Origin of the sequence: Nitrosococcus wardiae (genome assembly GCF_004421105.1) — a bacterium.
GTDB classification, from domain to species: Bacteria; Pseudomonadota; Gammaproteobacteria; order Nitrosococcales; family Nitrosococcaceae; genus Nitrosococcus; species Nitrosococcus wardiae.
On the sequence record NZ_CP038033.1, the window covers coordinates 2,677,108 to 2,698,816 of the forward strand.

The 21,709-nt window shown below is 52.1% G+C and carries 16 protein-coding genes; 9 read left to right on the forward strand and 7 right to left on the reverse strand.

The features are described from left to right. Positions 1-7: 7 nt before the first annotated feature. Genes E3U44_RS12755 through E3U44_RS12770 form a run of 4 tightly spaced genes read right to left on the reverse strand, consistent with a single transcriptional unit; the run spans position 8 to position 5,950 of the window. Complete coding sequence (locus E3U44_RS12755) at positions 8-736, reverse strand: DUF72 domain-containing protein (RefSeq protein ID WP_134358546.1); 729 nt, start codon at positions 734-736, stop codon at positions 8-10. A 17-nt stretch (positions 737-753) separates the two neighbouring features. Further along, positions 754-3,543, reverse strand: coding sequence for an Hsp70 family protein (locus E3U44_RS12760; protein WP_134358547.1), 2,790 nt, complete (start codon positions 3,541-3,543; stop codon positions 754-756). An 11-nt stretch (positions 3,544-3,554) separates the two neighbouring features. Then, on the reverse strand, positions 3,555-5,399 hold the full coding sequence (locus E3U44_RS12765; RefSeq protein WP_134358548.1) for an Hsp70 family protein: 1,845 nt from the start codon (positions 5,397-5,399) through the stop codon (positions 3,555-3,557). Further along, positions 5,396-5,950 carry a DUF2760 domain-containing protein gene (locus tag E3U44_RS12770; RefSeq protein ID WP_134358549.1) on the reverse strand — a complete coding sequence of 185 codons (555 nt, stop codon included), beginning with the start codon at positions 5,948-5,950 and terminating at the stop codon, positions 5,396-5,398. Before E3U44_RS12770 ends, E3U44_RS12765 begins: the two co-directional genes overlap by 4 nt. 115 nt (positions 5,951-6,065) lie before the next feature. Between E3U44_RS12770 and E3U44_RS12775 the strand changes: the two genes are divergently transcribed. From E3U44_RS12775 to E3U44_RS12785, 3 genes are all read left to right on the forward strand, one after another. Beyond that, entirely contained in the window at positions 6,066-7,220 is a 1,155-nt protein-coding gene (locus E3U44_RS12775) for an NAD(P)/FAD-dependent oxidoreductase (protein ID WP_134358550.1), read from the forward strand. A 510-nt stretch (positions 7,221-7,730) separates the two neighbouring features. Continuing rightward, positions 7,731-8,840: a transaldolase family protein gene (locus E3U44_RS12780; RefSeq protein WP_134358551.1), complete on the forward strand. Its 1,110-nt coding sequence runs from the start codon at positions 7,731-7,733 to the stop codon at positions 8,838-8,840. A 64-nt stretch (positions 8,841-8,904) separates the two neighbouring features. Further along, positions 8,905-9,900 carry a ribose-phosphate diphosphokinase gene (locus tag E3U44_RS12785; protein WP_134358552.1) on the forward strand — a complete coding sequence of 332 codons (996 nt, stop codon included), beginning with the start codon at positions 8,905-8,907 and terminating at the stop codon, positions 9,898-9,900. A 210-nt stretch (positions 9,901-10,110) separates the two neighbouring features. On the opposite strand, the gene E3U44_RS12790 is transcribed toward E3U44_RS12785, so the two are convergent. Continuing rightward, complete coding sequence (locus tag E3U44_RS12790) at positions 10,111-10,296, reverse strand: hypothetical protein (protein WP_134358553.1); 186 nt, start codon at positions 10,294-10,296, stop codon at positions 10,111-10,113. Next, on the reverse strand, positions 10,293-10,838 hold the full coding sequence (msrB, locus tag E3U44_RS12795; RefSeq protein WP_134358554.1) for a peptide-methionine (R)-S-oxide reductase MsrB: 546 nt from the start codon (positions 10,836-10,838) through the stop codon (positions 10,293-10,295). Before msrB ends, E3U44_RS12790 begins: the two co-directional genes overlap by 4 nt. A gap of 274 nt (positions 10,839-11,112) precedes the next feature. Here msrB and E3U44_RS12800 point away from each other — a divergent pair, with 274 nt between their 5' ends. The 6 genes from E3U44_RS12800 (at position 11,113) to E3U44_RS12825 (ending at position 20,101) form a co-directional block, all read left to right on the forward strand. Next, positions 11,113-11,694, forward strand: a complete 582-nt coding sequence (locus tag E3U44_RS12800; protein WP_134358555.1) for a hypothetical protein — start codon at positions 11,113-11,115, stop codon at positions 11,692-11,694. Positions 11,695-11,763: 69 nt separating this feature from the next. Then, positions 11,764-12,792, forward strand: coding sequence for an AIR synthase family protein (locus tag E3U44_RS12805; RefSeq protein ID WP_240761450.1), 1,029 nt, complete (start codon positions 11,764-11,766; stop codon positions 12,790-12,792). A 167-nt stretch (positions 12,793-12,959) separates the two neighbouring features. After that, complete coding sequence (locus E3U44_RS12810) at positions 12,960-15,698, forward strand: PD-(D/E)XK nuclease family protein (protein ID WP_134358556.1); 2,739 nt, start codon at positions 12,960-12,962, stop codon at positions 15,696-15,698. Continuing rightward, entirely contained in the window at positions 15,685-19,164 is a 3,480-nt protein-coding gene (locus tag E3U44_RS12815; protein WP_134358557.1) for a UvrD-helicase domain-containing protein, read from the forward strand. The genes E3U44_RS12810 and E3U44_RS12815 overlap by 14 nt, the downstream gene beginning before the upstream one ends. Further along, positions 19,161-19,379 carry a hypothetical protein gene (locus tag E3U44_RS12820; RefSeq protein WP_134358558.1) on the forward strand — a complete coding sequence of 73 codons (219 nt, stop codon included), beginning with the start codon at positions 19,161-19,163 and terminating at the stop codon, positions 19,377-19,379. Before E3U44_RS12815 ends, E3U44_RS12820 begins: the two co-directional genes overlap by 4 nt. 140 nt (positions 19,380-19,519) lie before the next feature. Then, complete coding sequence (locus E3U44_RS12825; RefSeq protein WP_134358559.1) at positions 19,520-20,101, forward strand: thioredoxin family protein; 582 nt, start codon at positions 19,520-19,522, stop codon at positions 20,099-20,101. A 93-nt stretch (positions 20,102-20,194) separates the two neighbouring features. Here the strand turns inward: E3U44_RS12825 and pyk are convergent, their stop codons facing one another. After that, positions 20,195-21,673, reverse strand: coding sequence for a pyruvate kinase (gene pyk / locus E3U44_RS12830; protein ID WP_134358560.1), 1,479 nt, complete (start codon positions 21,671-21,673; stop codon positions 20,195-20,197). Positions 21,674-21,709 lie beyond the last annotated feature (36 nt).

A 21,709-nucleotide genomic window follows, 5' to 3' on the forward strand; every position in this document is an offset into this window, starting at 1 on the left:
ATATAGATCAATTTTGCAGATAACGCTTGAGATCGACAGCGTTCTGGATAGCATAGCCTTGTTGGTCATTGTTGAAGTAGGCGTAGACATCCAGGCCTTCTTGGAGATAGGTGTGAATACGGCGGGCTTCGGTGGTGAGAAACTGGGGAGAGTAGCTGCCTTGGGAATGATTGCCATGAAAGCGGAGATAAATCCAGTGGCTAGTGATACGGCGTGGGTGTTCCGGAAGCATGTCGTGGATGCAAAGGGCTACCCTGTGGTGCTCCAGTAGTTGAAAAACTTCCTCGCACAACCAACTCGGATGGCGGAACTCCATGGCCCAGCGGTAAGGGGTCGGCAGGGCTTTTAAAAAGGCGGTCAAACGGGGGAGGTTCCGGTTCCAGCGGGGGGGCAATTGAACCAGGATGGGGCCAAGAAAGGAGTGGAGATGATCAGCCCGCTCCAGGAAGTGGAGAACGGTGTCTTGAGGATCTTTAAGCCGCTTAAGATGGCTGCCATAGCGGCTAAATTTTAGAGCATAGCAGAAATTGGAGGGGGCTTGTTCTCGCCAGGAATCAAAGACTTCTGCTTCGGGGAGGCGGTAAAAAGTATTATTAATTTCAACAGTATCGAAATGTTTGGCATATTCTCCAAACCAATGTCGTTTGGGCAACGTTTCAGGATAAAAAATCCCTTGCCAATGATCATACTGATACCCTGAAGTGCCAATATAGGGTTTTCCCCGAGCCTTGCCCATGAAGGTGACCTCCTTCATTAGTCGATAAGTTTCAGCGCTGGCGGCAGGGAATCCCCAAAAACTCGGCGTTCATCAGCCTCATCCAGTTCTACCACTTCTCGAACCATCCCTGCCCAAGCGGGGGGAGCCTTTACCCCTATGAGCTGCTCAATGATCCGGGTCCGAAGTTTTAGCTCCAGGTCCCTTTCCCGGTCCCCGCTCCTGCGAGCCATTAAGGCCGCGGCAAAAGGTGCCGGGGTAACCGCTTTCCAATCGACCTCCAAGAGCTGCTGCAACCACTGTGCAACCACTTCCTTGGGAACCACGTTATGGGCGCTGCCATAAAAGGGTACCCGTGCCCCAATACGGCCTACGGCCCACCAGGAGTGGGGATTTTCGCTAGGCTTGCGCAACCGCTCTAGCAGCCATTCACCGACTTCTATCTTGTGGGATACGGAAAGGCGTTCTAAAGAACCGGCGAGACGGACCATATCGTCATAGCCTTGCTTCTTGGGCCCGGCAGGTCGCTTTCCTTGTTGCTTGCCGGGTGGCTGCAGATAGAAAGCGATGTCCTCAAAAATATGCGTTTGAGCGGCTTCCTCTAAACCGCCGGCGATGCGCCGCCAGAGGGTCCACCATTCGGCCCAGACTTGGGTGACAGGCACAAATTGAATGCCTTGCTCAAAGAGAGTCCATACTTGTTGGACTCGCCAATCATCAAGAGGATAGCCGAAACCCGGCCGCAAACAATAGCCGGTGAGGTTGAACCATACCCGTTCATGGTCTGCTGAGCGCCGTCGCCGCCGCGCCCGCTCCCAAAGGAGACCGAATAATTCCCGCAACAAGGCGGTATCCCAGTGGTCACGAGGTCCTAGGCGCTTCTCCAAGTCGCTGCGCAGCCGTTTAGTTTCCTTGGGGGATACGGCTTGGGAACGGCTCCCGTAAATGCGGTCAAGCTGTTGAGCGGCTTCGCCAAATCGAGGATGGAGTGAGGTGAGAGGCTCAGGGGTTGGCTGGGGTTCCGCCGTTTCGGCGCGCAGTTGGAACTCTAATTTCCAGCGTCCCCCCCCTTTCTCAACGCTGACACAGTGCATTTCCAGGGTTCCCACCTCAGTGAGGATGGTGGCCAGTTGTACTGGAATTTCCGGTACTGAGGTTTGGGAGGTGGGCTTAATCACCGTGGCGATAGGGGGAAGAGAGGTAAAGTGGGGAATTTGGATGGCTGCCAACTCTCCAGGTTGGTAAGTCGTATCGGCAGTGGAAGAAACCAGATGAAAGCGGACCGGTTGACCGAGGCGCAGGGAGAAGGTGCGTTCTTTGAGTTGGATCTCCCGCCCTTCTTCGGTTCCTCGGGGGAGCACGCAAACGCCGCGGTGGGTCTCTTTTTCCTCTTCTAGCATCAAAAAATAGCTGCGTGCCGAGCCACCGCCAATCCGGGGCGCAGTCCCTGAACGGGCTAAGCCATAGGCGACAGCACCTCGCGCGACTGCCACCTCAGGATTTTCGTTGTGGAGCACTTTCAGGGGCGCCTGGCGCCATTGAGCTAACACCTCAAGCAGCCGTTCGGCCAGCAGTTGGCTACGGAATACCCCGCCATTAAGAAGCACGGCATCGGGGATGGGCAGGGTCTCATTGGAAGGGGCACGGTCGCCCAGGGCTTCCCGAGAGACTTGGGCATGCTGGGCTAAAAACGCTGCCACATGGCGGGTAATGGCCGGATCGGCCACATAAGGTAGTCCAAATTCGACAATACCGCCGCGTACCCGCTGGGGCCGCTCCTCGGGCCCTACCCGGGGAAAAAAGCCGTCGAGGACCATGCGGTTGACTTCATCCCGGGTGAGCTCGGTGGAGCGGGCACCGCCAATCAATTGGGTGCCTGCCCCAAGGAGGGTCACGGTTACCGCCTCGGGGGCCTGGGGGGTTAGCAAGCGTTCCTTGGCGACGCGGCATTGCTGAGTTAGTTGGGACAGGCGGGCAGTCCCGAGCGGAGTCCCGGAGGCCGCGAGGCGTCCTTCCGCCACGTGGGCTAACCCCAAATCCATATTATCCCCCCCCAGCATGAGATGGTCGCCGACGCCTACCCGCGTCAGTTCTGGTTCTGCTTGGTCCGGCGCTATCCGGATCAAGGTCAGGTCCGTGGTTCCCCCACCCACGTCGCAGACCAATGCTAAACGGATATCCTGGAGTGCGGGGTCAAGCTCATCTTGGTGCCGAAAAAGCCAGTCATAGAAAGCCGCTTGAGGTTCTTCCAGCAAGCGGATGTGGTTGAGGCCGGCGGCGTTAGCCGCCTGGACAGTAAGGGCTCGGGCCGCCTCATCAAAGGAAGCCGGTACAGTGAGCACCACTTCCTGCTGTTCCAGGGGCGCTTTGGGGAAACGCCAATTCCAGGCCGCTCGTATATGGGCCAGGTAGCTGGCGCTGGCATTGAGGGGGGAGATCTTGGGCACCTCGGGCACCGCTCCCCAAGGCAGAATGGGCGCAGTGCGGTCCACGCCGTGATGGGAAAGCCAGCTTTTAGCGCTGGCCACGAACCGGCCCGGGACTTGGGTACCCAGATCCTGGGCCAAACTTCCCACTACTGCTTGGGGGATGTCGACCACATCAGCTCGAGGCCAGGGGAGCTGGATATCTGCCTCATTCAATTCCCCTGGGGCCGGGTGATAACGTACCGACGGCAGCGCCGGCCGAGCGGCGACCTCCCCCAAAGCCACCAATTGCTCGATTTCAAATAGCTGAATGAGGGGCACCTGCCCCTGATCGTTCTTTTCCCCATAGGCGACGACGGTATGGGTAGTACCTAAATCAATACCAACCAAATAATGGGACACCTCAAGCCTTCCTAGTCCTTTTCACCACGGGCATCAAATTCTACTTTCCAACGTTCGTCACCTTCACGAGTCAACGCTTCCAATCTTAAAATGCCGGTTTCTGTATAGGCAGAGCGGAGGCGGACGGGCACAATTTCACCCGGTGGGCGTCCGTCTGCCGGTAGTGTCGCTTCGATATCCCCCAGTTCTTGGAGTTCCTCCGGTGACCATTGTTCCAGTACCACCCCTACCGTATCATGGCGCCGTACTGAAGAGCTGAAGAAGCGAAATCGAACCGGTTCACCGACCACTAAACCAAACTCATGGGGCGGCAAATCCCCTTCCGTGCCCTCTTCCATGCCAAAGGGGGCCACGCACAAGGCCTGAATAGGAGGTTCTAAACCGGGCACCGCAGGCATGGCGGACTCTACCCCCACATAGTAGGCGCAAGCGGTTCCTCCCCGGATACGGACGCCACCGCCATGGCGGACATAACCGTAATAAGCGGCTCCACGGGCCACAGAGAGATCCAGATCAGAGCCCTCTAGCAAGCGGGCCGGGGGAGCGCCTTCAGCGGCCAGCCAGGCGTTCAGGGTCCCCATGGTGCGTTCTACCAATAAGGAAGACTTGAAGACGCCGCCATTGAACAACACGGCGGTGGGATGAAGAAAGGTGGCGCCTTCCGGAAGAGCTTTGGCAAAACCCTCCAGGTCACTGATGGCTTGGGTCTGGCGGCCGAGAAAGGCAGCTAGATGACGGGTAATGGCCGCATCCTGGGCATAGGGTAATCCCAATTGAGTCAAGGCGGCGCGCGCTCGGCTGGCGGGACGGTGAGAGGCTTCCACTTGGGGAAAAAAGCCTTCTAAGAGGGTTTCTGTCACCTCGGAGCGGGTCAATTCAGTGCGGATTGAGCCCCCGATCAGATTGGAACCTCGGCTTGGAACTACGATGGGGACGGTCTCTTGATCCGCCTGGTGGAGGAGAATTTCTTTGCCGACCCGGCAGCCATGGGTGAGTGCCCGTAATTGCCAGGGGTCTAGCTGAGTGCCCTGAGCAGCAAGCTTTCTGGCAATGAGATGGGCGAGGGCCAAATCCATATTGTCTCCCCCCAGCAGAATGTGATCGCCCACGGCGATGCGGTGGGGTTCCAACCATCCTTCCCGCTCGATGACGGCCACTAGGGAGAGGTCGGCAGTGCCTCCTCCCACATCCACTACTAAAATGATGTCTCCCATCTGGACTTGACTACGCCAACCGCCGGCACTGCTTTGAATCCAGCTATAGAGGGCGGCTTGGGGCTCTTCAAGTAAGGTGGGTTGCTGGTAACCGGCCGCTTCCGCTGCCTCTAAGGTGAGTTCCCGGGCTGCCGGGTCGAAGGAAGCAGGAATGGTGACAGTGACCTCCTGCTGCTGAAGGGGGAATTCAGGATAAGCAAAATTCCAGGCATCCCGGACATGTTCCAGGTAACGGGTTGAGGCTTCAAGAGGAGAGACCCGGGGGACTTCAGCCGGGGCATCTAGTGGCAAAAGAGCGGCACGGCGATCGACCCCTGGATGGCAGAGCCAACTTTTGGCACTGGAGACTAAGCGAATCGGGGTTTGTGCCCCTAATTCTCGAGCTAGCTCTCCTATCACAAAGGGTTGTTGATCAGTCCAGGGTAAGGTCAAATCCCCGGGTGCCATTTCATCGGGATGAGGTAAATAAAGAAAAGAGGGGAGTAGCACGTGCTCCTCGATTTCTCCCGGTCCCCTGAGTTGTGGTAATAACATTACTTGTTGGTTGATCTGTTCCCCCTCACTGGTGTGGAGATCCACATAGGATAAGGCGCAATGGGTGGTTCCCAGGTCAATACCAATGGCGTAGCGGGGCGTGGTCATAGTTCTACCTCTGCGGGTGCCAACACTTCAACCTTATGGTCAGCAGCGATCTTGGGTAGTCTGATATCCTGTGCTTGCCACCCGGGATGAGTCAATCGCCCATTGAAGGGAGGTTCTCCCACCACATTGCCAGTGAGCCGGATGGTGGAGGCATCAAATCCTCGATTTAGGGTAATCCGCGTTCCCTCAGTTTCAGTGCGTACTGGAACAATGCTAAAGTGCTCATGGAGTACTTTGCGACAGCCTCTATGAACGATACGTGCAGCTGCACCTATTTCGGCATCGGAATAGCGGTCCATCTCTTCTTCAAGAAAATCAATGAATCGACCTTCCCTTTGCAGTAACCCTAGAAGCTGGAGGGCGGCATCTGGGCTGGCTTCTTTCAACGCTGGCGGCTCAGGGGGAATCTCGATGGGCTCGGCCGAGGGGGAAATTTCGCCATGGCGAAAGCGGAGCATGGCGGCGGCGAATTCCTTGTTTAGCAGGATGCTCCAGAAAGTACTAAAAGCAAGGAATAGCCGGCTAAAAAATGAGGGCTTTGACTCTGTCATTGGATGTTACTCCTTTCGTCCCGTTGACTGAACAGGCAATATTCTAACCTGAGGGTTGTGCTGACAATTGCTGGCTGGAATAGATAGCGTATATTGTTCTATAGGTATCCTGACTGTGAAGACATTTGATGTAATCGTAATAGGCGCCGGGCCTGGAGGTTCTGCCGCCGCCCATGCGCTTACCGCCTTGGGTCTCAAAGTGGCCTTAGTCGAGAAAAAGACTTTTCCCCGTGAAAAGCTCTGTGGCGGCCTGTTAAGTGCCCGTGCTCGAAGGGAGTTTGCCCAGATATTCGGAGAGAACAAATGGCAGACCATCGTGGAAAGGACCGCCCGGGGAGCCAGTTTTTATTACCAGGACCATTATCTCAATGGGGTCCATGACTATCAGCCTTTTTTTTTCACTTCCCGCACCCATTTTGATGCCTACCTGGCGACATTAGCCAAGGAGGCAGGGACTCATCTTATGGAAGGGACTTCCATGATCGCGTTGGCAGACGATGGCAAGACGGTTCGTCTTCACAATGGAAAGCTGCTTAAGGCGGATTTTATCGTGGGTGCGGACGGAGTTCGCAGCCGTGTCGCTGAAGCTATCTTACTGCACACCGCTGCTAAAAAGAACCTTGCCTTGGGGTTAGAAATTGAAGTACCCCTCGAGCAAGCCACCAGGGTGGTTACGGATCCCGAAATTTACCTCGGTGTAGTGAAGTGGGGTTACGGCTGGATATTTCCTAAAAAAGAAACTCAGACGGTGGGTGTTGGGGGATTGTTGAGTAAGAACCCCGATCTAAAAAGCGCCTTCGGTGCGTTTCTTCGCCAGCACTATGATCCTCTCCCCCATATCCGCTGTAAGGGATATCATCTTCCCTTTGGGAGCTATAAACGAAAGCCAGGACGGGGCAATATCCTTTTGGTAGGAGATGCCGCCGGCCTGGTCGAGCCGGTGACGGGGGAAGGAATTGCTTTTGCGATGCAAAGTGGTCGATTAGCTGCTAGGGCCATTGCCGCAGCGGCTAATTCCGGTCAGCCTGAAACTGCCTTGCAACATTATCTTTTAGAGTATCGGCAAATAGTTAGCTTGTTTTCCCAAGCGAGAATGATGCGGTACTTAGTTTTTCCCGAGCCGATGCAGCGATTATTTGTGAGCTTGATTCCCCATAGCAAGAGTATGGTAAGAAAATATCTCGATCTCTTAGCGGGTGAAATCGACTATAAAGATTATATACGCCTAATGATAAAAAAACTTGGAAAACGGGTCATATCCTCTCGTTAATCCGGATAGTATCGGCTTTATTGGAATATTGAATGACCATGAACTATGGTTGCCTAAAATAGGTTTTCTTTTTTTTGAATTAACTCTCTTGGAGTGGAAGCCTTATTTACTGCCACCCATCGGGAATTAAAGTTTCGTGTGATGCAGTTTCGCTTGTGATTGGAAAAAATACCGGAATGAACCGACGGTCCTCTTATTTGCAAATGCGCTGTAGAACTGCCAGTTGTCACAAAGGGGCGCACCGTGACTTAGAGGGGAGAGAAAATTCTGGGAAGTAATTAAGCAAGCGGGTTGAGAAGCTGTTGGAAAACCCCTTGGCTATAAGCGCTATATCTCCCAATGCTAGAGAGTGGTTAAAACAACCCTTTGAAAACCAGTAAGATATCAAATTCTTAAGGAGCAGGGACTTCCCTAAATAATTTATTGAAAAGGTTTTCCAACAGCTTCTGAGGGGATGGGATGTGGCAGTGCTTACCTTGTTGAACGGTCAATGAAGAGGAAGCGAGAGAGATGTCTAATACCTTGGTGCTTTTTGAGCATGGTCAGTCGCTATGGTTAGACTATGCAGGCCGGGACTTGCTAGTCAATGATAGCTTAAAGCAGCTAGTTACCGCAGGGGTGAGGGGAGCTACCCACAATTCGGCCCAGTGGGGTGACACTATCAATAATACCCATCATTACGATGACACCCTCCGTGATTTAGTGCAAGCGGACCATGAGATTGATGAGGCCAAGCTTTACCAGTGGCTGCTCATTCAGGATACCCAAATAGCGGCAGATATTCTGCATCCTGTTTATGACAGCAGCCAGGGGGAAGACGGCTTTGTGAGTATCGACGTCTCACCACAGTTTGCTTACGATACTCAAGGAACCCTTGAAGCAGCTCGCCATCTGTGGAAAGAGATTAATCGTCCTAACCTTATGATTGGCGTGCCGGGTACCCAGGAAGGGTTTCCTGCCATTGAGCGTTTACTGGCAGAAGGCATTAACGTCAATGTGACCTTGCTGTGTTCAGTGTCTGGTTATGAAGCGGCGGCGGCAGCTTATGCCCAGGGCGTTGCCATGAACTCAAACCCTGAAAGAGTAGCTTCCGTAGTCTCTTTCCTGATCAGTGCAGTGGATAGTAAGATAGAGTGGCAGTTGGAAAGAAGGGGAACTCCTGAAGCTCTTAGTCTCCAGGGTAAAATCGCCCTCGCCAATGCCCGGTTGACCTATCAGGGCTTTCAGCGATTCATTAAATCCGACTTTTTTCTTGAGCAACAACAGCGCGGCGCCCGGGTGCAGCGATTGCTTTGGCCGAATCCCCGCATGGAGCTGCCTGGCTATTCTGATTTGGGCTATGTAGAGGACTTAATTGGGCGGGATACCGTAGTGAGTATGAGTCCGGAAATGTTGGACGCCTTTGAGCACCATGGCGCGATCCGAATGACCTTGGATGACCCCTTTGGAGAGGCTGAGCGAGATTTTAAAGATTTGGAAGCGATGGGAGTGGGATTTGAGAGGTTGATGGAGGAATTACAAAAAGAAAGAATAGAAGCCAATCTTTATGCTTATGAGCAGTTGCTGCTGGTTTTAAAGGACAAGTGCCAGGCCGTTATGAAAGGGTATGCAGCCCCGTAGTTTTGCCTATTAAATGATATTAGTGGCTCGTCGGGCCTAGTGAAAGAGAATGGAAATGCTTTAAATGAGCCATAGTGATTTGTGTCTATTTGCCCTGAGCGGGAGTAATTCTTTTGGCCAAAAGGTGAGTGAAAGGCTGGGTGTAGCCTTATCTGAGCATGAAGAAAGGAATTTTGAAGACGGCGAGCATAAAACTCGTCCTTTGGTCAGCGTAAGGGAGAAAGATGTCTTTGTCATTCAGTCCTTTTATAGTGATCCTCAGCAGAGCGTTAATGATAAACTATGCCGTTTGCTGTTTTTCATAGGGGCCTTGAAAGATGCTTCGGCCAAACGGGTGACGGCTGTAATTCCCTATCTATGTTATGCTCGCAAGGATCGAAAAACCAAATCCCGCGATCCGGTGACAACCCGTTATGTGGCTAATTTATTAGAAGCGGTCCAGACGGACCGGGTGGTGACTATCGATGTCCACAACCTGGCTGCTTTCCAGAATGCCTTTAATTGTCGGACTGACCATTTGGAAGCAAAAAAACTGTTCACAGGCTATTTTTCGTCTTTGTCGGCTCTATCAGAAGAGAATAAGGTGGTCGTGATTTCACCGGATGTGGGGGGAGTAAAGCGGGCGGAGCAGTTCCGAGAGACTTTGAGTAAGGCGCTGGGAAAAGAAGTCACCACGGCTTTTATGGAGAAGCAACGTAGCGGCGGTGTGGTTAGTGGCGGAGCTATGGTTGGTGAGGTTAAGGATCGAGTTGCTATCATTATCGATGATTTGGTAAGTACCGGTACCACCTTGGCTCGGGCTGCCAAGGCTTGCCAGGAGCAGGGAGCAAACAAAATTTATGCTGCAGCCACTCACGGTTTGTTTGTGGGGCAGGCTAATCAAGTCCTCGCAGAGCCTGCTTTGGAAAAGATGATCATTACGAACACCATTCCCCCTTTTAGGTTGAATGAAGAGATCATTAGGGAGAAATTGCAGGTTGTGGATTCGGCAGGGCTATTCGCAGATGCCATTCAATGTCTTCACTCAGGGGGATCTATCGTTGAATTGTTAGACACTTAAATCTATGAAGGTCATTGAGGTTGCCAGCAGGAGGCTTGGTGGCGAAAACCCCGTCTGCGACGGGGTAGCATGGCGAGCTCGGAGTATGGGATCCCTTTACGTGGCTGTAAAAGCCGCCTCAAGTGCTGAAAATTTTATCAATTTGGCCTTTCTGACAGTAAAGCGACCCGCCATAGGCGTGGCACCAGTAGCGTTTCTCTCTATTCACGGCTAATCCTGAGGCTCCTTTTTTTGCAGAAATTTTCTGATGAGAAAATCCTCTTCCAGAGGAGAGAGATTATATTGCCGGCTAGCTTGTTCGATAGTTTTCCCTGTGATTTCACCCTGTTCCCATAGCCAGCGTAGGGCTTTACGTAGTTCCTCCCCCCGTGGCAAGAGTGGGTTTTCCGCGCTCATTGAGTGCTTTTTTCAAAGAGGGGTAAATATTCCCCATAACCTTCTTCCTGCAATTTTTCCACTGGAATAAACCGAAGCGCTGCAGAGTTGATACAGTAGCGCAGCCCTGTCGGAGGGGGGCCATCATTAAAAACATGGCCTAAATGAGAATCGGCATATTTTGATCTCACCTCAGTCCTTTTTATGAAAAAAGACCAATCTTCTTCGGTGATAATATATTTTTTATTAAGAGGTTTGGTAAAACTTGGCCAACCTGTTCCCGAGGAATATTTATCCGTTGAACTAAAAAGAGGTTCCCCGGAAATGATATCTACATAGATTCCAGGTTCTTTATTATCCCAATAGGCATTGTTAAAAGGTGGCTCTGTGCCATCTTCCTGGGTTACCTCATATTGCCGAGGGGTAAGCCTGGTGCTTATTTCTTGTGGATTGGGTTTAATAAAGGTCTTGGCATCAAACCCTTTTTTTTCATTGTCCTCGGCAAGAATCGACTTAGAAACCAGCAACGTCATAGCGAGAAGGAGAATATGTATTTTTTTCATGGCGGTTATCCTTGCTATCAAAAAACTAATATTTGCAACGATCTATTTTATTCAAAAAATTAGTTTTGGGCCGATACGATATGGAGGCACTAATGGTTTTTTTTTGAGCTCATTTCTAAAAGTTTAGATAATGTTTTTGTTAATAATTGCATTAAACTAGTATGATAATTTCATTTTTACGATTAAATCATCATAATAGCATTTAATTATTAGTCTATTATCGTTAAAATTAGCGGACCGATTTTAAAACTGAAATAGATCAAGAGGAATTTACATGGCCAGAGCAAGAAAATCTCCTGGGACTAAAAACCTTCAGGCACAGGCAGAAGATGCCGTAGCGATGTTTGAATCTGAATTTGATACGGTACGGCAAAAATTGCCTGCAGAATATGAAAAGGCAATCGCGGCAACAGAGCGGACATTGGCGTCCCGGCTTAAAAATCTAGAGACCTTAAAAGGTCGCCTTGCAAAGGCAATGGATCGGCTAGCGAAAGCACGTGAGCAGAAAAAAATTAAGACCACTGCGGCAGTCCAAACCCGGTTTGAGAAAGCTCAGCTAGCGGTAGCAGAACTAAAGGCAAATATTACTGAACTCCGTGCTGAGATTGCTGTATTGAGGAAAGAAGTTTCTGATCTAAAAAAACGTTCCCGGCAGTTTCAAACTATTGAGAAGGCGATCCAAAAGCTTGAGAAAAAAGCGGCCAAACCCCGTAAATATCGGCGCAGGAAGAAAACCAAGACTCCTGCTAGAGCAAAAGGGAGCGAGCCTCAATGGGAAAAATTTGCGGAAGGAAAAGCCACAACTTCAAACAAAAAGCCAGCATTTGTTGGTCAAGAGGAAGAAGCTGAAGTTTAATGCTATAACAGGGTTTATGGCGAATCGCCATGGAGGGCATTTTGGCATGTTGGCGTCGGGATGATGGATATGGAGAAGTTTTTTCCTGTTGGTAAGCTACCTGCCCCCTTGTTAGCACGTCTTTTGGCCAAGGCTCCAGTAGAGGATCCAGCGGTATTGCTGGGGCCTGGAATTGGGCTAGATTGTGCAGTGGTTGCCGTGGGGGAAACGCTCCTGGTCTATAAGTCTGATCCTATCACCTTCACGACGGATAAAATTGGTGATTATTTAGTTCAAGTTAATGTCAATGATATTGCTACCACCGGCGCAGTACCCCGTTGGTTCATGGTTACCCTGTTACTCCCTGAAGGGAGAACGACTGTTGATTCTGTGGAAACCATCATAGACCAGATTTACGCCGCATGCCGTCACATAAATGTGGCAGTGATTGGGGGGCATACTGAAATTACTCAGGGTCTAGAACGCCCTATTGGGGTGGGGACTATGATTGGCGAGGTCAGTCGAGATCATCTCATTACTCCCCGCGGCGCGGCCCCCCATGATCGGATTTTGCTGACTAAAGGAGTGCCTATTGAAGCCACTGCGATTCTGGCTCGGGAATTTCCTGGGATGCTGGAAGGTACATTGAGCAGAGTTGAGCTTGAGCAGGCGCAGAATTTTCTCCATGATCCGGGTATTTGTGTACTCCGTGATGCGCAAGTGGCTCTCCAGGCGGGAAGGGTTACTGCCATGCATGATCCCACTGAGGGAGGGGTGGCCACAGCTCTTTGGGAATTAGCCGAGGCAAGTGGTTGTTCACTTTATATTGATCCTGCAGTGGTGGTGGTGCCTCCTCTTGCCGCGCGGATATGCCAGGCTTTAGAGTTGGATCCTCTTGCTGCCATCGCTTCGGGGGCATTGCTATTGACGGTGCCGCCTGAAGAGGCCGCCGCTATTTGTTCTGCGTTAAAGGAGGAGGGTATCCCTTGCACTGAGATTGGCGAAGTCCAAGTAGGTGCTCCCTCGGTATGGTGCAAAACACCTACCGAGCGCGCACTGCTACCTCGTCCTAAGCAAGATGAGATTGCGCGTCAGCAGAATACCCGCTGCTATTTTTAAAGTAGCCTCATTATTCACGGTCGGGCTAAGCATCCCTCTTTAAGCTTCTAATTTCAGTTGGGGTCGGAACGGGCTATAATTCGCTCGCAACGACACTCTCCGGCGAGAGGGGGGCATGGATAAATGGGTCGTCCTGCTTGAGTATAGGAAACGCTAGATAAAAAATAATGAAAACCGCTCAGTCTCTTCCTTTGATTAGCGAAGATGATATGTTTGCGGCGTTGGAGGCTGGGGCACTCCTGCTGACTATTAATAACCGGCTAGCGCGGGAGTTTCAAGATCGCTATGATTTTGCCCAACAGTCGAAGGGGTTAGCTGTCTGGGAGACGCCGCGGATTTTTCCTTGGCTCGCTTGGTTACAGCATGGTTATCAGAGTCTGACCTTCACTGAACCCGATAACCGTAATCCTACTCTTCTTAGCCCGCTGCAGGAACAAAGTTTATGGGAGCGGGTGATCTATGATTCGTCTTATAGTGGAGCACTATTGCAAGTTCCTGCAACCGCCCGCACCGCCCAGGAGGCTTGGCAGCTTTGGCATGCCTGGTGCCTACCGCTGCAGGACCAGTCTCTTTTTGTTACGGAAGATACTCAAGCTTTCTTAGAGTGGGCCCAGGCCTTTGAACACCATTGCCAAGTAGGGCATTGGTTGGACCATGCTCGTTTGCCTGGAGTGGTGCTTCAAATGCTAGGAACTCGGCAGTTCCCCTTGCCGGCAACGGTCATCTTCGCAGGATTTGATGAATATACGCCCCAGCAGCAGGAATTCCTTGCTGCCCTTGCCAAGCAGGGGGTTATGCTACAAGCATTGGCTTCCCAGGGAAGGCCGGAACGAGTAATGCGCGTGGCGTTGGTTGATGGGGTAGAGGAAATCACATCGGCAGCCCATTGGGCTCGGGGGAGGCTGGAAGATTCACCCCGGGAGAAGATTGGAATCATTGTTCCCCAATTGGAATTTCTACGGGCCCAGGTGGTGCGCATTTTTGATGAAATCTTTCATCCTGAAGCCGTATTGCCAGGCCGGGAGGGGATAGAGCGGGCCTATAATATTTCTTTGGCTCAGCCTTTAGTGGATAATTCATTGGTTCATACGGCCCTATTGGTTTTAGAGCTTACCAAAGGTGAACTTTCCTTAGTGGAGATGGGAGCGCTTCTGAGATCACCTTTTTTGGGGGAAGCTGAGCGGGAATTTTCTCGTCGTGCCCTATTGGATGCTTATCTCCGCAAGACCCGGGAGGCCAGGGTATCTTTGGAGCGTTTATTCAGGGCCGCCGTTTCAGAAGGAATGGAGGGCGTTGTCCATCGCTGTCCGGCCTTGAGTGAGCGGCTCCAACAGTTTAAAGCCGAGCTGGCTCAGTTGCCGGCAAGGCAACCTCCGAGTGGTTGGGCCCGAAGCTTTGTCCGCTGGCTTCAATTGCTGGGCTGGCCAGGAGAACGCTCCCTCAATAGCGAAGAACAGCAGGCTGTTTCTGCCTGGCGCAAGGGGATACAGTCTTTTGCCAGTTTGGACGGCGTGGTGCCATCGTTGAAGCAATCGACGGCCATTAGAAAATTCCGGCGTTTCCTCGCCGATATTCTCTTTCAACCTGAAAGCTCTCCCGTACCGGTACAGGTAATGGGAATTCTGGAAGCAGCCGGTGAGCGGTTTGACGGGGTTTGGATACTAGGGCTCCATGACGGGGTTTGGCCTCCAGCGCCTCGCCCTAATCCGTTGTTACCGGTAGAGCTGCAACGTCACCATCGTTTGCCCCATGCCTCTGCCGAGCGGGAGTTGGCTTATGCCCGGATGGTAACGGCGCGCTTGCTTGCCTGCGCGCCTGTTGTGATTGTCAGCCATCCTTGCCGCGAGGGCGATAGTGATCTGCGGCTGAGCCCCCTAATTGCCGAGTTGCCTTCTATCCCCCCTGAAGCGCTGGAACTGGCTTTAGTTGAGTCCTATGGGCACCAGATCCAGCGTACGGCTATGGGGGAAACCCTGGCGGACAGTCAAGGGCCACCCCTGGCAAGGGGGACCCAGGTGGAAGGCGGTACTGCCTTATTGAAAGCCCAGGCGGCCTGTCCTTTCCGCGCCTTTGCCGAGTATCGTTTGGGCGCCAGAGGGCTTGAAGAACCCAGTGTAGGCCTAGCGGCCTTGGACCAGGGGATTTTGATCCACAGCGCTTTGCATTATCTCTGGGAACGCTTAGAAGACCAGCAAACACTGTTAACCTGTACTGCCGAGGAATTACAGACGCTGGTGGCGGAAGCGGCGAAACAAGCCATTGCCGCGCAAATGGCAGTTCGCCCCCAGACCTTTACCGAGCGGTTTACGGCCATAGAGCAGGAGCGTTTGGAGCAGTTATTGCTAGAGTGGCTGGAGCAAGATAAGCAGCGGGATTCTTTTACGGTACTGCATCAAGAAAAGTCTCAGCCCTTAAAGCTTGGCGGGATCGGTTTAATTACCCGGGCGGATCGCATTGATCGGTTGGAAAATGGTGAGCGGGTGATTATCGATTATAAAACCGGACGGCCTGATCCCCACCATTGGTTTGGTGAGCGCCCTGAGGAGCCCCAGCTTCCTTTATATTGTATCGCTCACAGGGAACCGGTGGCGGCAGTATTGTTTGCTCAAGTTCGTCGAGGGGAGGTGAAATATCTGGGCGTGACTAAAGCAGCGGAGAGTGTGCCGGAGGTTTCTGATTTTACTCGCGTTGTTGAAGGTCCAGAAACTTGGGAAGGGCTACTCGCCCAGTGGTCACAGGTCCTCCACGCCCTTGCCGAGGAAGTGATGGCAGGATATGCGGCTGTGGCGCCAAAGGACACTAAGAGTTGCGATTATTGTGCCTTGCCCGGCTTATGCCGGATTGGCGAGTTAGGGGGCAAAATCACTCATAATAAAAACAAGAATAGCGGTGATGGTCAACTCTAGTATTCCAGATACTGCCGCCCGTCGGCAGGCCCTAAATCCTCATCAATCCTTCATAGTCCAAGCGCCAGCGGGTTCAGGCAAGACAGAACTGCTGACTCAACGTTATTTGGTGCTACTAGCGCGGGTGGAGGCCCCGGAGGAAATCGTTGCTATCACCTTTACCCGCAAGGCCGCTGCGGAAATGCGTTACCGGATTGTGGAGGCTTTAATCAGCGCTCGGGAGAATCAACCGCCTCAGGCCGAACCTGCTAAAACTACTTGGGAGCTGGCCCGTGTCGTAGCCCGCCGTGACGCGGATAAGGGCTGGGAGCTGGAGCGCCACCCAAGCCGTTTGCGCATTCAGACCATTGATTCCCTCTGTGCCAGTTTGACTCGGCAGATGCCTCTATTGTCCCGGTTTGGTGCTCAACCGGGAATTACGGAAGAAGCGGAGAATCTCTACCGCCAGGCTGCCCGCGCCACCTTGACAGAGGTGGAAAGCGGTGCCGAGTGGTCTGCAAGTGTAGAGGTCTTGCTACGTCATTTGAATAATGATTGGGGCAAAATTGAAACGCTGCTCTCGGCGATGCTCACCCGTCGGGACCAATGGCTGCGGCATCTCACTGACGATAAACGGTTGCAGCGGGAGAGCTTGGAGGAGGTGTTGCAGGCCGCTATTCAGGCTGGATTGCAGAAGGTGAGTTGTTGTTGCCCTGAATCGGTGATGGAGGAGGGGTTGGGGTTTGCCCGTTTCGCCGCCGGCAATTTAGCCACCCTTGATCCCACTTCCCCCATCGGGATTTGCCGAGATCTTTGGGTCCGCCCTGGAGTCCAGGCTGAGGCATTGCCTCAATGGTTAGGACTGGCTCAGCTTTTATTGACCTGTGAGGGAGAATGGCGCAGGCAAGCAACCAAGGCGCTTGGGTTTCCTGCCCCCAGTGCCGCCCGCGATAAAGAAGAAAAGCAGTACCTCAAGGCACAAAAACAGTCTTTTTTAAATTTTCTTGAGCGCTTGGGGGGGCAAGAAGACCTTCGCCGGGCGCTGCATAGCTTGCGTTCTTTACCTCCCGCCCATTACATCGAGTCCCAATGGGTACTCATGGAGGCCCTGTTTCAGCTCTTACCCTTAGCCGTGGCCCAATTGCAATTGGTGTTTCAGGAGCGAGGCGAAGTGGATTTCACCGAGGTTGCCCAACGGGCAGTCGCTGCCCTGGGAGAGGCTGAGGCACCCACTGATTTGGCCTTGGTTTTGGATTACCAGATTCGCCATTTACTAATGGATGAGTTCCAAGATACCAGTCTCAGCCAGTATATTTTGCTGGAACGGTTAACGACGGGTTGGGAACCGGGCGATGGACGGACCTTATTGGTCGTTGGCGATCCCATGCAGTCCATTTATCGTTTTCGTGAGGCTGAAGTTGGGCTTTATTTGCAGGCCTGGCAGCAAGGTGTAGGGCAGTTGCCGCTGATCCCTTTAACTTTGTCGGTGAATTTTCGCTCCCAGCAGGGCATTGTGGACTGGGTCAATCACGCCTTCTGTCAGGTTTTGCCGGCGACCGAGGAGATTGCTACTGGTGCCGTTCCTTATAGTTCCTCCCATGCTTTCCATCCGCCTCGGGCGGAAAAGGCAGTGCAGATCCATCCCTTTTTTGGGAAAGGTTTGGCGGAGGAGGCTGAAGTGGTGGCCCGCTTGGTTGAGAAAACAAAACAGGTCGCGCCAGACTCTACTATCGCCATTCTAGTGCGTAGCCGGGGACATTTGGCCGAGATAGTGCCCTTGCTGAGGGAAGCGGGGTTGCGTTTCCGAGCCTTGGAGATTGAGCCCTTGGGTAATCGTCCGGTAGTACAAGATTTGCTGGCTTTGACCAAGGCCCTATTTCATTTGGGAGATCGCCTCAGTTGGCTGACAATACTGCGCGCTCCGTGGTGCGGTTTGACCTTGGCCGATCTTTATGTCCTGGCAGGTGAAGATCAACAAGCCGCGATTTGGGATCGAATCCAGGATGATAATTGTGTTCAGCGTCTGAGTGGAGAGGGTCAGCAACGCCTTGCTAGAATTCGCCGGGTGTTGGCCGAGGCCCTCAGGGAGCGGCGGCGGGTTTCGCCTCGCCGACGGGTGGAAGGGGTCTGGTTAGCTATCGGTGGACCCGCCTGTGTTCCTGAACCCACGGCACTTGAGGAAGCTTCTGTTTATTTGGATTTGCTAGAGCAAGAGGCGGTGGCGGATGAAGTTCTCGATTTTGCGGCCCTGGATGAGGGGGTAAGGAAGCTGTTTGCTCCGCCAGATAAGCTCGCCGATGAAACCCTCCAGATCATGACCATTCATCGGGCTAAGGGGTTGGAGTTCGATACGGTGATTGTGCCTGGTTTGGGGCATTCCCCCCGTTATGAAAGTCATCAACTGCTTCTTTGGGCGGAGCGTCCAGCCCCTGATCGCTCGTTAGGAAACGACAACCAGCTATTGTTGGCGCCCATCGCCGAGACGGGGCAGCAGCCTGATGCCATCTACCACTATATTAAAGGGCTCCATGAGGAAAAGGCCGGCTTTGAAAATGGTCGTTTGCTCTATGTGGCGGCAACCCGAGCTAAACACCAATTACATCTACTCGGGCAGGTACTGCTTGATAAAACAGATCAACCTAAAGCGCCTCCGAAGCGCTCCCTCCTTGCCTCCCTGTGGCCTGCAGTCCAAGAGGAATTTGAAGCTGCAGCCCTCTCTCTACGGCAAGCCTGCGTTCAGGGAGAAAGCGAAGATTCCCTGAATTTTTCAGACTCTGGACTCTTTTCCCGGCTAAGTATCCAGTGGCAATGCCCCGATCCGTTGCCGGGAGTAACGACAGACATCGGGAGCCTCCCTGAGGCGGCTTCTGCCTTGGAGCCCATTGAATTTGATTGGGCCGGAGAAACCGTCCGTTATATGGGTATAGTGGTTCACCGCTATCTGCAACTCATTGCTCAAGAAGGTCCCGAACACTGGAACCCGGCCCAGATCACTGCGCTTGCGCCTGCTCTTCGCCGAGCGCTTATGGGACAAGGAGTCGCCGCTGATGAGCTGGAAAGTGCGCTGGAGCGTACCCAGGAGGTACTCAAACAAACTCTTGAAGATCCCCAGGGGCGTTGGATTCTCTCCTCGAGTCATCGACAAGCGCTGAATGAATATCCTTTAAGTGGTATCCTAAACGGTCGGATCATCCGGGCTGTCATCGACCGCACCTTTGTCGATCAGGAGGGGGTTCGCTGGATTGTAGATTATAAAACCGGTAGCCATGAAGGGAGCGATAGGGAGGCATTTCTGGATAGGGAACAAGAACGCTATCGTCTCCAACTGGAGAGTTATGCGGCTCTGATGGCCTTGAAAGAGCCTGAGACCCAGAAGATACGATTGGGACTTTATTATCCTCAACTGTGTGGTTGGCGAGAGTGGATCTGGTCTAACCCGGAAAGTTCAAAAGATCATCACCAAGTTATGAAGAGCGTAAAGAAATGAAACAATTTGGCATACGTATTACCTTACAATCAAGTGATACCATGCGGGCGCCCCACTTGCTTGGCGAAGATTGGGAAGCTTATCGATGGTACCGGACAGCAGAAGAGCGAAATAAAGCGTTTGAAGCACTACAGCAGCGACCCCCCTACTATCAACGTGCAGATAATCCAAATCTCGTTTTGACAAAAGTCGAAAGTGAGTGCTTAAGTAAATAATATTAATCTCAATTAATTAAATTTTTTATTAATTCCCTCATTTTCACCCTTTTTTACAAGGAAAGAAGAAATAGAAGAGAGCGTTAGTTTCTGGGGTTAGTATAAGTACTGAGTTGATTTTTTCTATTAAGGAGGAAACGATGGTTCGAACTGAATCCATGATGTTGGACTTGGGTATCCAAGCGCCAGATTTTCAACTCCCTGAGCCGGCGACAGGACGTACTGTATCACTGGCGGACTTCAAAGATGCCCCTGGATTGCTGGTGATTTTCATGTGCAACCACTGTCCCTATGTGAAACATATCAATGATGGATTAGCCCAATTTGCCCGTGAATATCAGTCTAAAGGGCTTGCCATTGTGGCTATCAATGCCAATGATGTTGAGCACTACCCAGACGATAGCCCGGAGAAAATGGCGGAAGAGGTTAAGGCGCAGGGATATGTTTTTCCTTATCTTTACGATGACAGCCAGGAAGTCGCGAAGGCCTATAAGGCAGCCTGTACCCCGGATTTTTTTCTCTTCGATAAAGACTGTAAACTGGTTTACCGGGGACAATTTGATGATAGCCGGCCCCGTAATGATTTACCGGTGACTGGCAAAGATCTCCGGGCAGCAGTTGAGGCAGTGCTTAGCGGTCAACCCGCTCCCAGTGAGCAGCGGCCTAGCATGGGGTGCAATATTAAATGGAAGGCGGGGAATGAGCCGGATTATTTCGGTTAAAAGTGTTTCTACAGCCCCAAAGGAAGGCTGTTTCATATCAGCAGCGGCGCGAAGGAGAATTTTTCGGAGTCGTTTTTCATGGTAAATAAGGTGTTACTTTAAAAGATAGAGTTTGAAAAGATAAGTCTCCTTCGCGCCCGGCTCTGCCTCGCTAGCCATGACAACGATCCGATCGTTGGTACGGACAATGCCCTGCTCTTGAAGTTGCCTAAGGGCAGGGCCGATGAGATCTTCTAGCTTTTCCTCATGGGGCATGGTGATGAGAGAATGTCCCCAATGTAGGAGCAATTGCCGCAGAACCTGTTCTTCGACCACTATTCCATAGACGGGAACATTGCTGCGAGCTGCGGAAAGTGCTTTTAGGGTTGCGCCGGAAAGGGAGAAAGCAAGGATGCAGCGCGCCTTGGTATTACGGGCTAGGTTAACAGCTGAAGCGGCCATTTTGTCATGCATGTCTTGCCTGCCCCGCACCGGGATTTCACCTTTAAAATTTCGGAGTTCTTTTTCCGCCTCACGGCAAATACGATCCATTTCCCGAACCGCGTGGAGGGGGTAACGGCCTGAGGCCGTTTCCCCGGACAACATGACGGCATCGGAGCCACCGATGACGGCACTATAAACGTCATTGACTTCGGCCCGGGTAGGTTTGTCATGATAGATCATGCTCTCAAGCATTTGAGTGGCCGTGATTACGGGAACACCAAAGGTGTTGGCTTTTTGGATAATGGTTTTTTGGATACCGGGGACTTTCTCCCGCGGTAATGTCACTCCTAAATCACCTCGGGCGATGAGAACAGCATCAGCCACATGCAAGATCTCGTCGAGATTATCAATGCCTTTGCGATCTTCGATTTTAGCAACAATAAATGAATCCTTTTTGCCCCATGCGGCAAGGCGCAGGCGCATCTCGATAATCTCCGTCGCTGAGCGTACGAAGGACATGGCCACCATGTCTACATTAAGAGAGACGCCAAAGTGGGCATCTTTTTCATCCTTTTCATTGAGAAGAGGGAAGCTGAGGTGGGAGTCAGGAAAGATAACCCCTTTCCGACTATGAAGTTCGCCACCAAGATTGACTTGGCAATGAAGGTCATCTCCTTGAGTAGAGAGAACTTCCAATTCAATGGATCCATCATCGAGAAAGACATGCTGGCCGGGGGTGACAGAATGGCTAATGTCTTGATAATCAATACCGATCCGTTTATTGGAGACAGTTTCACCATGGCCCAAAAGAATTTCTTGCCCCTCATTTAGACAGATGGACGGTGGGTGCTGAACGTTGCCGACCCGGACTTTGTGTCCCTGAAGATCTTGGAGAATGGCAATTGGTTTCATGAGCCGTTGCGCGGTCTTGCGGATCTCATGGGCTATTTCCCCATGGCTTTTCTGGTTACCATGGGAAAAGTTTAGGCGGGCGACGTTCATCCCTGACAGCAGCATCTTCTCTAGAATGGTTGAGGATTGGCTAGACGGTCCGATGGTGCAAACAATGCGGCAGGCTCGTGGATTTTTCTCAAACCTGAAAGGAGAAAACAGGGTATTGCTAGCCCTTTTGGGATTCCCTGAAGTCACTGGACACCTCTTGCAAAATGACTCAATCGATTGTTA

Coding starts and splice junctions, on each gene's coding strand:
- E3U44_RS12755 (WP_134358546.1), bottom strand. CDS start 736: ATGGGCAAGGCTCGGGGAAAACCCTATATTGGCACTTCAGGGTATCAG.
- E3U44_RS12765 (WP_134358548.1), bottom strand. CDS start 5,399: ATGACCACGCCCCGCTACGCCATTGGTATTGACCTGGGAACCACCCAT.
- E3U44_RS12770 (WP_134358549.1), bottom strand. CDS start 5,950: ATGACAGAGTCAAAGCCCTCATTTTTTAGCCGGCTATTCCTTGCTTTT.
- E3U44_RS12780 (WP_134358551.1), top strand. CDS start 7,731: ATGTCTAATACCTTGGTGCTTTTTGAGCATGGTCAGTCGCTATGGTTA.
- E3U44_RS12785 (WP_134358552.1), top strand. CDS start 8,905: ATGAGCCATAGTGATTTGTGTCTATTTGCCCTGAGCGGGAGTAATTCT.
- E3U44_RS12790 (WP_134358553.1), bottom strand. CDS start 10,296: ATGAGCGCGGAAAACCCACTCTTGCCACGGGGGGAGGAACTACGTAAA.
- msrB (WP_134358554.1), bottom strand. CDS start 10,838: ATGAAAAAAATACATATTCTCCTTCTCGCTATGACGTTGCTGGTTTCT.
- E3U44_RS12800 (WP_134358555.1), top strand. CDS start 11,113: ATGGCCAGAGCAAGAAAATCTCCTGGGACTAAAAACCTTCAGGCACAG.
- E3U44_RS12805 (WP_240761450.1), top strand. CDS start 11,764: ATGGAGAAGTTTTTTCCTGTTGGTAAGCTACCTGCCCCCTTGTTAGCA.
- E3U44_RS12810 (WP_134358556.1), top strand. CDS start 12,960: ATGAAAACCGCTCAGTCTCTTCCTTTGATTAGCGAAGATGATATGTTT.
- E3U44_RS12815 (WP_134358557.1), top strand. CDS start 15,685: ATGGTCAACTCTAGTATTCCAGATACTGCCGCCCGTCGGCAGGCCCTA.
- E3U44_RS12820 (WP_134358558.1), top strand. CDS start 19,161: ATGAAACAATTTGGCATACGTATTACCTTACAATCAAGTGATACCATG.
- E3U44_RS12825 (WP_134358559.1), top strand. CDS start 19,520: ATGGTTCGAACTGAATCCATGATGTTGGACTTGGGTATCCAAGCGCCA.